The 15,477-nt window shown below is 38.2% G+C and carries 15 protein-coding genes and 1 riboswitch; all 15 genes read right to left on the bottom strand.

All coding sequences use genetic code 11. From position 1 onward, the window contains the following. Nucleotides 1-120: 120 nt before the first annotated feature. Nucleotides 121-1,386 (bottom strand): phosphoribosylamine--glycine ligase, encoded by a 1,266-nt coding sequence (gene purD, locus ACKVQX_RS13170; RefSeq protein ID WP_087682259.1) that lies wholly within the window; start codon nt 1,384-1,386, stop codon nt 121-123. A 68-nt stretch (nt 1,387-1,454) separates the two neighbouring features. Then, a complete protein-coding gene (purH, locus tag ACKVQX_RS13165) occupies nt 1,455-2,990 on the bottom strand; it encodes a bifunctional phosphoribosylaminoimidazolecarboxamide formyltransferase/IMP cyclohydrolase (protein WP_068450758.1) in 1,536 nt (511 codons plus the stop codon). Nucleotides 2,991-3,038: 48 nt separating this feature from the next. Continuing rightward, nucleotides 3,039-3,605, bottom strand: coding sequence for a phosphoribosylglycinamide formyltransferase (purN, locus tag ACKVQX_RS13160; protein ID WP_068450756.1), 567 nt, complete (start codon nt 3,603-3,605; stop codon nt 3,039-3,041). Next, nucleotides 3,605-4,660, bottom strand: coding sequence for a phosphoribosylformylglycinamidine cyclo-ligase (gene purM, locus ACKVQX_RS13155; protein WP_068450754.1), 1,056 nt, complete (start codon nt 4,658-4,660; stop codon nt 3,605-3,607). Before purM ends, purN begins: the two co-directional genes overlap by 1 nt. A 12-nt stretch (nt 4,661-4,672) precedes the next feature. Further along, on the bottom strand, nt 4,673-6,097 hold the full coding sequence (purF, locus tag ACKVQX_RS13150) for an amidophosphoribosyltransferase (RefSeq protein WP_068450751.1): 1,425 nt from the start codon (nt 6,095-6,097) through the stop codon (nt 4,673-4,675). Beyond that, complete coding sequence (purL, locus tag ACKVQX_RS13145; protein ID WP_409136400.1) at nt 6,073-8,304, bottom strand: phosphoribosylformylglycinamidine synthase subunit PurL; 2,232 nt, start codon at nt 8,302-8,304, stop codon at nt 6,073-6,075. The genes purF and purL overlap by 25 nt, the downstream gene beginning before the upstream one ends. Then, nucleotides 8,288-8,974, bottom strand: coding sequence for a phosphoribosylformylglycinamidine synthase subunit PurQ (purQ, locus tag ACKVQX_RS13140; protein WP_068450747.1), 687 nt, complete (start codon nt 8,972-8,974; stop codon nt 8,288-8,290). Before purQ ends, purL begins: the two co-directional genes overlap by 17 nt. Nucleotide 8,975: 1 nt before the next feature. Then, on the bottom strand, nt 8,976-9,224 hold the full coding sequence (gene purS / locus ACKVQX_RS13135) for a phosphoribosylformylglycinamidine synthase subunit PurS (protein WP_409136399.1): 249 nt from the start codon (nt 9,222-9,224) through the stop codon (nt 8,976-8,978). After that, complete coding sequence (gene purC / locus ACKVQX_RS13130) at nt 9,221-9,937, bottom strand: phosphoribosylaminoimidazolesuccinocarboxamide synthase (RefSeq protein WP_068450742.1); 717 nt, start codon at nt 9,935-9,937, stop codon at nt 9,221-9,223. The genes purS and purC overlap by 4 nt, the downstream gene beginning before the upstream one ends. 126 nt (nt 9,938-10,063) lie before the next feature. Continuing rightward, on the bottom strand, nt 10,064-11,359 hold the full coding sequence (gene purB / locus ACKVQX_RS13125) for an adenylosuccinate lyase (RefSeq protein ID WP_087682261.1): 1,296 nt from the start codon (nt 11,357-11,359) through the stop codon (nt 10,064-10,066). Between the two features lie 15 nt (nt 11,360-11,374). After that, nucleotides 11,375-12,499 (bottom strand): 5-(carboxyamino)imidazole ribonucleotide synthase, encoded by a 1,125-nt coding sequence (purK, locus tag ACKVQX_RS13120; protein ID WP_409136398.1) that lies wholly within the window; start codon nt 12,497-12,499, stop codon nt 11,375-11,377. Next, complete coding sequence (gene purE / locus ACKVQX_RS13115; protein WP_068450736.1) at nt 12,492-12,983, bottom strand: 5-(carboxyamino)imidazole ribonucleotide mutase; 492 nt, start codon at nt 12,981-12,983, stop codon at nt 12,492-12,494. The genes purK and purE overlap by 8 nt, the downstream gene beginning before the upstream one ends. A 155-nt stretch (nt 12,984-13,138) precedes the next feature. After that, a riboswitch (purine riboswitch) is annotated at nt 13,139-13,236 on the bottom strand. A gap of 79 nt (nt 13,237-13,315) precedes the next feature. Further along, entirely contained in the window at nt 13,316-13,504 is a 189-nt protein-coding gene (locus ACKVQX_RS13110) for an NETI motif-containing protein (RefSeq protein ID WP_087682262.1), read from the bottom strand. A 36-nt stretch (nt 13,505-13,540) separates the two neighbouring features. Further along, nucleotides 13,541-14,740 carry a malic enzyme-like NAD(P)-binding protein gene (locus ACKVQX_RS13105; protein ID WP_325943782.1) on the bottom strand — a complete coding sequence of 400 codons (1,200 nt, stop codon included), beginning with the start codon at nt 14,738-14,740 and terminating at the stop codon, nt 13,541-13,543. Between the two features lie 535 nt (nt 14,741-15,275). Further along, nucleotides 15,276-15,477, bottom strand: a 202-nt coding sequence (locus tag ACKVQX_RS13100) for a hypothetical protein (RefSeq protein WP_409136397.1), incomplete at its 5' end; no start/stop codon positions are given.

Raw genomic sequence — 15,477 nt, 5'->3', positions numbered from 1 at the left:
GAAAACGCTATCATTAACCTTTAAGTTATAAAAATATTTACATAACTATACACTTTAGATTTAACAAGTGAAAAAATAAAGGTAGAAGATGAAGTCATCCTCTGCCTTTATTTAGATTATTTATTTTACAGCTGAAAAAGTTCGCCAACCGATATCTTTTCTAAAGAAGAAATGTTGCCAATCTTTCTGTGCTAATCCTGCATATACTTTTTCTTGTGCTTCTTTTAAGTTTTTGCCTGTCGATGTTACTAATAAGACACGACCACCGTTTCCGACAAAACCTTCTCCTGCTGCTTTTGTTCCTGCATGGAAGATATTATGTGTCTTCGCTAACTCCGTTAAGTTCGGTAGTGCATGTCCATTTTCAACAGATTGCGGATAACCTTCTGAAGCAATGACAACACCTAGAACCGATTCATCCGACCATTGTAAATCAAATGGAACACCCGCAAGAAGTGCATCCATAAATAAGCCGAAATCAGAAGCCATACGTTGTAATACGACTTGTGCTTCTGGATCACCAAAGCGTGCATTAAACTCAATCACTTTTGGACCATTCTTCGTTAAAATTAATCCTGCATATAAAATACCTGTGAATGGTGTACCTTCTGCATCCATCGCTGTAACAGTTGGCTTCACAATCGTCTCAAATGCTTCATCAACAATTGACTGCGGAATTTGTGGAACGGGTGAATAAGCACCCATACCTCCTGTATTCGGTCCTTTGTCGCCGTCATATGCACGTTTATGATCTTGTGCAATCGCCATTGGGTAGATTTGTCCTGCATGAACGAATGACATGAACGAGAATTCTTCACCATCTAAAAATTCCTCAATAACAACACGAGAAGATGAATCACCAAAACGTTGGTTGCCAATCATATCTTCTACTGCTTCAATGGCTTCTTGTTCCGTCATCGCAACAATAACACCTTTACCTGCTGCTAAACCATCTGCTTTAATCACAATTGGTGCACCTTGTGCGCGAATGTAAGCAACAGCTTCATCTACTTGTGAGAATGTTTCATATGCTGCTGTTGGAATTTCATATTTCTTCATTAAATCTTTCGCAAAGGATTTACTACCTTCTAATTGTGCTGCATTTTTACGAGGACCGAATGCACGAAGACCTGCTTCTTCAAATGCGTCGACAATTCCTTCAGTTAAAGGCTGCTCAGGTCCAACAAATGTTAAACCGATTCCTTCTGTAATCGCAAAATTAATTAACTCATCAAAAGAAGACTGTGCGATTGGCACAATGGTTGCATCTTCTTTCATTCCGTCATTTCCTGGTGCGACAAAAACTTGCTCAACAGATGGTGCTTTTTTAAACTGTTTGACAATCGCGTGTTCACGACCGCCACTACCAATTACAAGAACTTTCATACTCCTTATTCCTCCTGTTAAAAATAGGGACTATCCAATATGATAGGACAGCCCCAATTTAATTTAGATTAATGTTTAAAGTGACGAACGCCTGTTAAAACCATTGTGATGCCTGCTTTATTCGCTGCATCAATTGATTCTTGGTCACGTTTTGAACCACCTGGGTGGATGATTGCCGTAATGCCCGCTTCAATAGCTGCTTCAACTGTATCTGGCATTGGGAAGAATGCATCAGATGCAAGTGCTGCACCCGCTGCTTTTTCACCGGCTTGTTCTAAAGCGATTTTTGCAGAACCTACACGATTCATTTGACCCGCACCAATTCCAAGTGTCATTTGCTCATCTGTAATTACAATGGCATTCGACTTCACGTGTTTCACAACAGACCAGCCTAAGCGCATAGCCGCCCATTCTTCTTCTGTTGGTTGACGATCTGTTACAACTTGAATATCTGCTTCATCAAAACCATAACGATCTGGCTCTTGTACTAATAGACCACCTTCTACAGATACTGTATTAAATGCATCTTGTGTATGTTGATCGAAAGAGATTGTTAGTAAACGAATATTCTTCTTCACTGTTAATAGTTCAATTGCTTCTTTTGAGAAAGAAGGTGCAATAATAATTTCTAAGAAAATAGAAGCTAATTGCTCTGCTGTTTTTGCATCAACCTCACGATTTAGCGCAACAATACCGCCGAAGATGGATGTTGCGTCTGCTTCGTATGCTTTATTGAATGCTTCTGCAATCGTTTCACCTGTGCCAACGCCACATGGGTTCATGTGCTTCACCGCGACAGCTGCTGGTTGTTTAAATTCCTTGATGATTTGAAGTGCTGCATTTGCATCTTGAATATTGTTATATGATAATTCTTTACCATGTAATTGCTCTGCGTAAGCAACAGAGAAATCAGAAGCAAGACGTTTTTGATAGAACGCAGCTTTTTGATGTGGGTTCTCACCATAACGTAATGTTTGTTTTAATTCATAAGTTAAAGTCATTTGTTCAGGGAATTCTTCGCCTAATTCTGCTGATAAATAATTCGAAATATATGAATCATATGCTGCTGTATGACGGAATACTTTTGCTGCTAAACGACGACGTGTTTGTAAAGTTGTTTGACCTGCATCTTTTAATTCAGCTAAGACACCTTCATAGTCATTTGCATCAACAATTACTGTTACATATTGTTGGTTTTTTGCAGCTGAGCGTAGCATTGTTGGACCACCAATATCGATGTTTTCAATTGCATCTTCGAATGTTACATCTGGTTTTGAAATTGTTTCAACAAATGGATATAAGTTAACGCATACAATCTCAATCGGTTCAATACCATGTTCTTTCATTTGTGCTTGGTGTTCAGCGTCATCATATTTTGCAAGAAGTCCACCATGAATCATCGGATTTAATGTTTTTACACGTCCACCTAAGATTTCTGGGAATTTTGTTACTTCATCAACAGATGTCACAGGTACACCATTATCTTGAAGATGTTTTTTCGTACCGCCTGTTGATAATACTTCGTAGCCTAATGCTACAAGTTCTTTTGCAAATTCTAATACACCTGATTTATCCGAAACACTAATTAACGCTCTTTTTGTCACAATTTTTCCTCCTCAGATTTAAGCGGGAAATTCCCTATATGTAAAGATTTAATGCCACAATTTTTGTAAAGCTGCTTTATACACATCATGCTCAACTGCATGAATTGCCGCTTCTGTTCGCTCTCTATCTCCATCAATCACATCAACAGCCTTTTGCATAATAATCGTGCCTGTATCCATTCCTTCATCTACATAATGAACCGTTACACCTGTCACTTTCACACCGTGATCGAGTGCTTGTCCAATTGCATCTTTCCCTGGGAAAGAAGGCAATAATGAAGGATGAATATTCACGATTCGTGAACGGTATGCGTCTAATAATGTTTCACCAATTAAACGCATATATCCCGCTAGTACAAGCCACTCCACTTCTTTTTCTTCTAATACTTCTAAAATCGCTGCTTCATAAGCTTGTTTAGAAGAAAAATCTTTTGGACGAATGGCTAGTACTGAAATCCCCTTTGTTTTTGCACGTTCGATCACGTACGCATCTGGTTTATCTGTTACAACTAAACGAATCGTTGCTTGCAGTTCCCCTTGTTCAATTGCTTCAGCAATGGCTTGAAAATTCGAACCACTACCTGAAGCAAATACTGCAATGGACTTTTTAGTCATTACACTAAACTCCCATCATGCTCACCGTTGAATCGCACACCTTCACCAGCAACCACACGACCAATTGTGTAAGCTTTTTCGCCATGTTTTTCGACTAACTCAATGACTTTTTCAGCTTGTGCTGCTGGAACAGCTAAGACAAAACCGATTCCCATGTTGAACACATTATATAAATCTTTTTGTTGTAACTTTCCTTGTTCTGCTAGTAAATCAAAGATTGGTAGAACTGGCCAAGTGCCTAAATCAACTTCCGTTGCTAAACCTGCTGGCATCATACGTGGTAAGTTCTCATAGAAACCACCGCCTGTAATATGTGCCATACCATGTACATCCACTTCTTTTAATACATCTAGTACCGGTTTTGCATATAATTTTGTCGGCGTTAATAATGCCTCACCAATTGGACCAAGTTGCTCGTAACCTGCTACAACTGTATCTGGTGTGAAGCCTGCATCTGCAAACATAATTTTACGAACAAGTGAATAACCGTTTGAGTGAACACCACTTGAAGCAATCCCTACAAGTACGTCACCTTCTTGGATTTTTTCACCTGTTACAATATTTGCTTTTTCAGCTGCACCTACTGCAAATCCAGCTAAATCATATTCATCTTCTTCATATAGGCCAGGCATCTCTGCTGTTTCGCCCCCGATTAATGCAGCCCCTGATTGTACACAACCATCTGCTACACCTTTAACGATTTGCTCGATTTTTTCTGGTACTGCTTTACCTACTGCTACATAATCTAAGAAATAAAGTGGTTCTGCGCCTTGTGCGACAATATCATTTACACACATCGCAACACAGTCAATTCCGATTGTGTCGTGCTTATCCACCATAAATGCTAATTTTAATTTTGTTCCTACACCATCTGTACCTGAAATTAATACAGGTTCTTTTAAATTCAGTTCAGATAAATCGAACATACCACCAAAACCACCGAATGTACCCATGATGCCTTTTCTTGCTGTGCGTTCTACATGTGATTTCATACGTTGTACAGCTTCATAACCTGCTTCAATATTTACGCCTGCTTGTTCATATGCTTTTGACAAGATCTTGGCCTCCTAGACTAATAATTCTTTTTCGTGCGGTAAAATCGTATCTGGGAAAATTTCTGTTGGATACTTACTTGTGAAACAAGCTAAGCAAAGTCCTTTATTCTCCCCTTCATATGGACGGTCAATCGATTCAACCATGCCCTCCACTGATAAAAATGTTAAGGAATCTGCACCAATCGCTTCACACATCTCATCCACTGAATGACTTGAAGCAATCAATTCTTCATGTGTTGATGTATCAATACCGTAATAACATGGATCTGTCATTGGTGGTGAGCTGATGACAACATGTACCTCTGCTGCGCCAGCTTCTTTTAACATTTTGACAATACGACGTGATGTTGTACCACGTACAATCGAATCGTCTACCATGATGACACGTTTGCCTTTTACGACTTGAACAACTGGTGATAATTTCATCTTCACACCACGTTCACGTAATTCTTGTGTTGGTTGAATGAATGTACGACCAACATAACGGTTTTTAATTAAACCTAATTCATAAGGAATACCACTTTCTTCTGCAAAACCAATCGCAGCAGAAATACTTGAATCAGGAACGCCTGTTACTACATCCGCTTCGATATGAGCGCATTCTTTTGCTAATTGTTTACCCATACGTTTACGTGCCATATGCACATTAATGCCATCAATATTAGAATCTGGTCGTGCTAAGTAGACATATTCCATCGCACACATCGCACGATTTTGAATTTCTGCAAAGCGAACTGATTGAACACCTTCATCATTGATGATCAGCATCTCACCTGGTTCCACTGAACGAACTGTTTCAGCACCAATTAAATCGAATGCACATGTTTCTGATGCTACGACATAAGCCTCGCCTAGCTTACCTAATGAAAGTGGGCGTAAACCATTACGGTCACGCGCTACAATCATCTCGTCTTTCGTCATCACTAAGAATGAATACGCGCCTTCTAATAACGTCAATGCATTTTTAACTTTTTCGCTGAATGTTGCATGTGTACTCTTTTTAATTAAATGCGCTAATACTTCCGTATCTGAACTTGAATGAAAAATACTACCTTGTCGCTCTAAATATTTTTTCAAGCGATTCGCATTTACTAAGTTACCATTATGCGCAATCGATAAACTACCTGTAGATGAGTGGAAAAGAAGGGGTTGAACATTTTCAATCCCCGCCCCTCCTGCTGTTGTATAGCGAACATGTGCAATCGCTGCTTTACCGTCTACAGACTTTAACTTTTCTTCGTTGAATACATCATTTACAAGTCCTTCGCCTTTAACTGCTTTTAGATGATGACCATCTGATACAACAATCCCAGCGCCTTCTTGACCTCGGTGTTGTAAAGCATGTAAACCATAGTAGCTTAGGTGTGCTGGACTTTGATTACCCCAAATCCCAAAAACACCACATTCTTCATTTAAGCCTCTGATTTCAGCAAGCATGGTATTGCCCCTTTCCAAGCATCTTGGAATTCTGCTACAGTGCCTTCAATTAACGGTTGTTGTTCGGATGAATTGATGACAATGTTGGCTTCTTCTGTTACGACACCGATTTGTTTTGCATCTGCTACCACTTCTTCAAAACGTGCTGCAAATTCTGGTTTTACAGTTACAACAAAGCGTGATTGTGATTCACTGAATAGAGCAGTTGTTGCTGATCCTTCTAACGTTACATTCACACCTAAGTTTGTACCGAATGTTGTTTCTGCGATTGCCACAGCTAAACCACCTTCTGCTACATCATGCGCTGATGCAATAAGTCCTGCTTGAATTGCTTGTAGTAATGCTTTTTGGCGTGCTGCTTCTACTTCTAAATCAATTGATGGTGCTTGTCCGAAAATACGACCGTTCATTAATTTTTGTAATTCTGAACCACCGAATTCTGTTTTCGTGTCACCAATTACATAAACGAAGTCACCTGCATGCTTTACTTCTTGTGTTGTTGCGTGTTGTAAATCCTCTACTAAACCAACCATACCGATTGTCGGTGTTGGGTAGATAGCTTCATTACTACGTTCGTTATAAAGTGATACGTTACCGCCGATTACAGGAGATTCTAATGCTAGACATGCTGCTGCAATACCGTCTGCTGATTTTTCGATTTGCCAGAAGATTTCAGGCTTTTCTGGGTTACCGAAGTTTAAACAGTCTGTAATTGCTAATGGACGACCGCCTGAACATACGATATTACGTGCTGCTTCTGCAACTGCAATTTTACCGCCTGTTTCAGGGTCTAAGTAGATATAACGTGAGTTACAGTCAGTTGTCATTGCTAAACCTTTATTCGTACCACGTACGCGAATAATCGCTGCATCTGAACCTGGTTTTACAACCGTATTTGTTCTTACTTGATGGTCATATTGTTCATAAACCCATTCTTTTGAAGCAATTGTCGCTTGTTGTAATAATGCACTTAATGTTTCTTTATAATCTGTTACTTCTGGTTCTACATTTTCGATTTGTTGGAACTCTGTATAATAAGCTGGAACTGCTGAAGGTTTATGGTAAACAGGTGCATCTTCTGCTAATGCATCTGCTGGCACTTCTGCAACAATCTCACCTTTATGTTTTAAGCGGAACATTTTATCGTCTGTTACAACACCTACTGATACGGCATCTAATCCGTATTTTGCAAATAGATCAACGATTGGTTGTTCTTCACCTTTTTTCACAACGACTAACATACGCTCTTGAGATTCAGATAACATCATTTCATAAGCTGTCATACCTGTTTCACGTTGTGGAACAGCATCAAGATTCATCTCAATACCCATGCCTGCTTTAGAAGCCATTTCTGCTGCTGAAGAAGTTAAGCCTGCTGCACCCATATCTTGAATACCAACTAATGATTCGAACTTCACAAGTTCTAAACAAGCTTCTAATAATAGTTTCTCCATGAATGGATCACCTACTTGAACTGCTGGGCGCTTTTCTTCTGCATTCTCGTCTAATTCTTCTGAAGCGAATGTTGCACCATGAATACCGTCACGACCTGTTTTTGCACCTACATACATCACTGTGTTCCCAACACCAGAAGCAATACCTTTTTGAATGTCTTTATGGTCGATTAAACCAACACACATCGCATTCACAAGAGGATTTCCTTCGTAGCAAGGGTCGAACTGAATTTCGCCACCTACTGTTGGAATACCGATACAGTTACCGTAACCAGCGATTCCTGCAACAACTTCTTCAAATAAGAATTTCACACGTTTTGAAGCATCTAATTCACCAAAACGAAGTGAGTTTAACATTGCTACTGGACGTGCACCCATTGAGAATACGTCACGAATAATTCCACCAACACCTGTTGCTGCACCTTGGTATGGTTCAATTGCTGAAGGGTGGTTATGTGATTCCATTTTAAATACAACCGCTTGCTCGTCACCAATATCAACGATCCCTGCACCTTCACCAGGACCTTGTAGTACGTGTTTTCCTTCTGTTGGGAATTTACGTAAAACTGGTTTTGAGTTTTTATATGAGCAGTGTTCTGACCACATAACAGAGAATAAACCTGTCTCTGTCCAATTCGGTGTGCGTCCTAAAATCGATTCCACTAACGCAAATTCTTCATCTGTTAACCCCATAGAAGCATATAATTTTTGCTCCTTAATTTGTTGTGCTGTTGGCTCAAGCTTGGTTGACATTTGATTCCCTCCACTGTTTTACAATTGATTTGAATAAAGCAAGACCTTGCGCATTCCCAAGTACCTCATCTGCTGCACGCTCTGGGTGTGGCATCATACCTAAAACATTCCCACGTTCGTTCACAATACCTGCGATATCCGCTAAACTACCGTTTGGATTTTCTGATTCATATGTGAACACGATTTGATTGTTTTGTTGTAGTTGTTCCAATGTTTCTGCGTCACAGTAATAGTTTCCTTCACCATGTGCAATTGGAATTGTGATAATTTCATCTTTGTCGTACTGATTTGTAAATAACGTATCATTATTTACAACGCGTAAATTTACGTCCTTACAAATGAATTTTAAATTCTTATTACGTAATAACGCACCAGGTAGTAATCCTGCTTCCGTTAGAATTTGGAATCCATTACATACGCCTAATACTGGCTTTCCAGCTTCTGCTGCTTTCTTTACTTCTTCCATTACATTCGATTGGTTCGCCATTGCGCCACAACGTAAGTAATCACCGTAGGAGAATCCACCAGGTACTAAAATACCGTCATATGCACTTAAATCTGTTGCATCATGCCATACGTATTCCACTTCTTCGCCTAATACGTCTTTAATCGTATGATACATATCTAAGTCACAGTTTGAACCTGGGAATACAAGTACTGCGAATTTCATGTTAGTTGGCCTCCTCGACTTCATAACGATAGTCTTCAATCACTGTATTTGTTAGTAGTTTTTCACACATTTCTTTAATTAACGTATCCATGTCGCGCTCTTTTGGTTCGACTTGTAGCTCTAAGTATTTACCGATTCGTACATCTGCTACTTCCTCGTACCCCATGTTATGTAGGGAACCTTGTACTGCCGAGCCTTGTGGATCAAGAATGCTTTCACGAAGTGTTACATAAACTTTTACTTTTTTCATTTTGTAAATCCTCCTAGACGAGATAATATGATTTCGTATACTTCTGTTAAACTTCCTAAATTACGGCGAAACACGTCTTTATCTAAGTGTTGCTTTGTTTCTTCATCCCATAGACGACATGTATCTGGTGAAATTTCATCTGCTAATAGTACAGTGCCTTGTTCATCGCGACCAAATTCTAATTTAAAGTCAACGAGCGTTACACCGATTTCATGGAAAAATGGTTGTAACACAGCGTTTACTTCTAAGCCTTTTTGATAAAGTGTTTCCACTTCTTCTGGTGTTGCAATTTCTAAAATATCAATATGTTCTGTTGTAATGAACGGGTCTCCTAATGCATCATCTTTGTAGTAATACTCAACGATTGGACGTTTTAGTTTTGTACCTTCTTCAATTCCTAATCGCGTTGCTAAACTACCTGCTGCAATATTGCGTACAACTAATTCAATTGGAATAATCTCAACTTTTTTCACCAATTGTTCTGTATCGGAAATTTGACGGATAAAGTGTGATGGAATACCTGCTGCATGAAGTTTTTCAAAAATAAGTGATGTAATCTTATTATTTAAAACACCTTTACCAGCAATTTCTTCTTTCTTTTCTCCGTTGAAAGCTGTTGCGCTGTCTTTATAAGCTACAAACAATACATTTTCCTCATTTGTCGCATATAATCTTTTCGCTTTACCTTCATACAATAGTTGACCTTTTTCCACGTTCATTCCCCCGGTAAATAATTTTAAGTATTGCGTTTTTTTGAAATATTAAAACTTTTAAAAGTTCATCCATTCCTTTCCCATCAACGAATTGAACCGTTGATGAGATGGAATGAAATAGGTTGTTTAGTTTAAGCCTAATCTTTCAAAAATCATGTCTACATTTTTCAAATGATAGTTATAATCGAAGCAGTCTTCAATTTCAGCAGGTGATAGTAATGAAGAAATTTTTTCATTCTCTTCTACTAACGGACGGAATTGAATTTGTTCATCCCAAGAACGAGCTGTTAATGGTTGAACTGTATCATATGCTTCTTCACGAGACAGACCTTTTTCAATTAACGCAAGTAACACACGTTGTGAGTAAATTAAACCAAATGTACGTGTCATGTTACGCTTCATGTTTTCTGGGAATACTGTTAAGTTTTTCACGATGTTACCAAAACGATTTAGCATATAGTTCAGTGCAATCGTTGTATCTGGAATAATGACACGTTCTGCTGATGAGTGTGAAATATCGCGTTCATGCCATAAAGGAACATTTTCAAATGCAGTTACCATATGACCACGTACTAAACGTGCCATACCAACCATATTTTCTGAACCGATTGGATTACGTTTATGTGGCATTGCTGAAGAACCTTTTTGTCCTTTTGCAAACCCTTCTTCCACTTCACGTGTTTCAGATTTTTGTAAGCCGCGAATTTCTGTTGCAAACTTCTCGATTGATGTTGCGATTAGTGCAAGCACTGAGAAATATTCTGCATGACGATCACGTTGTAATGTTTGTGTTGAAATCGGTGCAGGTGTTAAACCTAATTTTTCACATACATATGCTTCTACGAATGGATCGATATTTGCATACGTTCCAACTGCGCCTGAAATTTTACCTGCTTCAATCGTTTTAGCAGCTGCTTCAAAACGAACTTGGTTACGACGCATTTCTTCTAACCAAAGTGCTAGTTTTAAACCGAAAGTTGTTGGCTCTGCATGCACACCATGTGTACGTCCCATGCAAACCGTCATTTTATGTTCTTTTGCTTTTTCAGTGATAATATCAATAAAATTTTGAATATCTTTACGGATAATATCGTTAGCTTGTTTAATTTGGTAAGAAAGAGCTGTATCAACGACATCTGTTGAAGTTAAACCGTAATGTACCCATTTACGTTCCTCACCTAATGTTTCTGATACTGCACGTGTAAATGCAACAACATCATGACGTGTTTCTTTTTCGATTTCTAAAATACGATCGATTTCAAACGATGCATTTTCGCGTAATTTTTGAACATCTTCTTTTGGAATAATCCCTAACTCTGCCCAAGCTTCACATGCTAGAATTTCTACTTCTAACCATGCTTGATAGCGATTTTCCTCTGTCCAGATAGCTCCCATTTCAGGTCGTGTATAACGTGCGATCATAAATAAAGTCTCCTTCTACTCTGCCCATATACCAGAGTTCTTGATTTCGTCTAGGGTATGATTTACATCATCCGTCATTATTGTAACATGACCCATCTTTCGATTGTTCTTTGCTTCTTGTTTTCCGTAAAGATGAATGGACCAATCAGGGTATTTTGAGATTGAATTCGTTACAGGTACGACATGTTGCCCTAAGATATTCACCATAATCGATGGACTCCATAATTTTGGTTTACGTAATGGCCAGCCGCAAATGGCACGAATATGTTGATGGAACTGCGAAATATTACATGCTTCAATTGAATAATGACCTGAGTTATGAGGTCGCGGTGCTAATTCATTAATCAAAATTTCTCCTGACGCTAATACAAACATTTCAACAGCAAGTGTTCCTACTAAATTCAATTCATCTGCAATTTTCTCAGCAGCCTCTATGGCTAATTTTTCGGTACTTTGTATAATACGTGCTGGCACGATTGTTTCATGCAGAATATGATTCACATGAATATTTTCACCAACTGGTAAGCAATATGTTTCACCATGTACATTACGTTGTACGATAACTGAAATCTCCATTTCAAATGGAATAAATGCTTCTGCCACACAAGCCGAATGTGTGAATAAGTCTTTTGCTAGCGATAAATCTTCAGCTGTCTTTACAATTTGCTGGCCCTTACCGTCATAACCTCCGCGTGCTGTTTTCACAACACAAGGATAACCAACTTGCTCAATTTTCTGCTCTAACTCTTGAAAATTGCGAGCTGTAATATAAGGTGCTACTGGTGTTTCTGCATTCGTTAAGGCAGCTTTTTCTAAAATACGATCTTGCGTCGTTTGTACAAGTTCTGCCCCCTGTGGTACGTACGCAATCTCTGTTAATCTTTTTAATCCTGCATAATCAATATTCTCAAATTCATATGTAATCACATCACTGACTTCAGCTAACTCTTCTAAAGCAGCTTCATCATCATATGGTGCTACGATGCGAATATCAGCAATTTGACCACAAGGTGAGTCCATTGCGGGTTCTAATACCGCAATTTTAAATCCTGCTTCTTTTGCAGCAATGGCCATCATTCTTCCCAATTGTCCACCGCCAATGATGCCGATTGTTTGTCCTGGAAATATGATTTTACTCACTTAGGTCACCTGTGCTTTCTATTGCTTTCATTTTCATTGCTTGTCTTCTGGTTTCTAATTTTTCTGCGATTTCTACATCAGTAATTGATAGAATCTGCGCGGCGAGTAATCCTGCGTTCGTCGCACCTGCTTTACCAATTGCTACAGTTGCTACAGGTACGCCACCTGGCATTTGTACAATTGATAATAATGAATCAAGACCATTTAACGCACGTGACTGCACAGGTACACCAATAACTGGTAACGTCGTTTTTGCTGCAACCATTCCTGGTAGATGTGCGGCACCACCAGCACCTGCAATAATTACTTGAATTCCTCTTGCTCTTGCTTCTTCTGCATATTCAAACATTAAATCTGGTGTTCTATGTGCAGAAACAACTTTTTTCTCGTAATCTAACTCTAATTCTTCTAAAATATCGCAGGCATGTTTCATTGTTTCCCAATCGCTTGAACTGCCCATAATAACGCCAATTTTCGGATTCATTTTTTATACGCCCCTTTGAACAAATAAAAAACCCCTAAAGTAACGCGCTCTCCACCATAGTCATATGACTACGTGCGAAAAGCAGCTACTTAAGGGGTTCAAATATACAAATGTTCGTATTTACAAAACATTTAAGCAATATTTGTAATATCCTAAAGTCTTGTTGCTTCCCGCATAGTCCGACATTACGGTGCCGGGTAGAGACGCTAGAGCCTATCCTCTAGCATATATGTGGGATTTGTTGTTTTCATGTACATTGTAACAATGCAAAGCAAACAAGTCAACAAAGATGCGAACTATTTATGAAATAAATTATTTTATCGTTCGTGTTTTTATTCTTCTATTTTTAAACCTTTAAACTGAATGAGCTGTCGAACAGGTACAGGTTCACCATTTTGCATCTCAAATAATGGTTCTTCTCTACGTCCTACCGGCATATAGCCTTCTTGTCGCATACGCTCTAAGCATGCTTCAATTGTTTCTGTTTCCTGAACTTCATACCAAACTGTTTTCTTTCCCAAAGTGACACTTCCTTATATAATGTTTAAGTTTCTCCATTATATAAGACTTGGAATCTTTTGTGCAACCTTACTATCGATTGCTGCTTGCATCACTGCTTGTGCGACATCATCTGTAACATCTGTTTCAAAAACATTTGGAATAACAATACCACGCTCAATTTGTTCAGCTGTCACTAATTCTGAAATGGCTTTTACAGCGGCCATCTTCATCTCATCATTAATATCTGTCGCTTGTACTGCTAGAGCACCTTTGAAGATACCTGGGAAAGCTAGCATATTATTCACTTGGTTTGGATAGTCTGAGCGCCCTGTCGCAATCACACGTACGCCCCACTCCATCGCGTGTTCATAAGTGATTTCAGGATTTGGGTTCGCTAATGCAAAAACAATCGGATCTTGATTCATCGACTGAATCATTGACTCTGTTAAAACATTTGCAACCGATACACCGATGAAGATATCTGCACCAACTAAAGCATCTGCTAATGTACCCTCTTGATTTTCTGCACTACTTAGATTTGCCATATATTCTTTTTCGGTATTCATACCATACGGGCGACCTTTATAAATGATTCCTTTTGAGTCACATGCCGTTACATGCTGATACCCCATTGTAAGTAACAGCTTCATCACTGCCACCCCAGCAGCACCTGCACCATTAATAACAACTTTTACATTTTCTTTTTGTTTGCCAACAACTTTTAACGCATTACGTAAACCTGCTGATACAACGATAGCTGTACCATGTTGATCATCATGGAATACAGGAATATCACATTCTTTTCTTAAACGATCTTCAATTTCAAAACAGCGTGGTGCTGAAATATCTTCTAAATTAATCGCACCAAATGTCGGGGCGATATTTTTAACAATCATCACAATCTCATCAACATCTTTTGTGTCTAAACAAATTGGCATCGCATCTACGCCAGCTAATTGCTGAAGTAATAAAGCTTTCCCCTCCATTACAGGCATTGCCGCTTTTGGACCGATATCTCCCAAACCAAGTACTGCTGTACCATCTGATACAACACCAACTAAATTCCCTTTCATCGTATAGTCATATACTTTTTTAGGATTTTGTTGAATGGCTAAACATGGTTCTGCTACTCCCGGTGAATACACCAAACTTAATTCTTTCGAAGACTTCACCTCAATTTTGGGTTGTAGCTTCATTTTACCTCTTAAATTCTCATGTAGTTCTAAAGACTCTCTGCTCAACTTTGCATTACTCATCTCAATTTCCTCCTTCGCTCGAAAAAAACCGTATCTTCTCGAATGTTCATTATTTCCGTTTCATAGTTCCATATCATATGCGATATATTTCAAGCTTTCAAGAAAAAGGATATTTCGTTCACTATTTTGTAATATTTCACATTTGCTCACATTTTCACAAATACTTTTCATTTGCTTTTTACTTTTGTGATTAAGTGAGCAAGCGTTTTATACGCTTTTTTATTATATTTGTGAATTTTTTAACATACTTTTGTGATTATTTTCACATATAAATAAATTAGGTATTATTACTTATTTTTATTTTTCACAAACTTTTGAAGAAAGCTAATTTAAAAACATTTGATTTTCATTTTTATTTCAGATATAATATGAAAATTTTTATTATCCGATATTTTCATGTTATTTCTAACTCTTTCTATAAAAGCCCTATGTGCGCTTTTAATAGTCATAAGGTAAATAATACTCTAGAAGATATAAAATGCCTTACAACTTATATAAATAAGCTTTTAAACTACATCATATATATTAAAAGAACTTAAAACAAAAGTATTTTAAACACAAATAATCCTGTATGGTTTTCTAAAAACCATACAGGATTATTTAGATCAATTTCCACTTTGAAAAACGAATAAAGAGATACAAGAGCAAAAGCAACCTTTCTAAATGAATGTCGTGCTCTTTGGCAATCCTCCTTAAATCTTTTCAAGGGTTCCCCCCCTCTTGAAACACAAAAAAAG

The sequence above is a fragment of the Kurthia sp. ISK08 genome (assembly GCF_046159805.1).
GTDB classification, from domain to species: Bacteria; Bacillota; Bacilli; order Bacillales_A; family Planococcaceae; genus Kurthia; species Kurthia gibsonii.
Note: the sequence above shows the minus strand (reverse complement) of the source record. Positions and strands in the feature narration are given on the sequence as shown.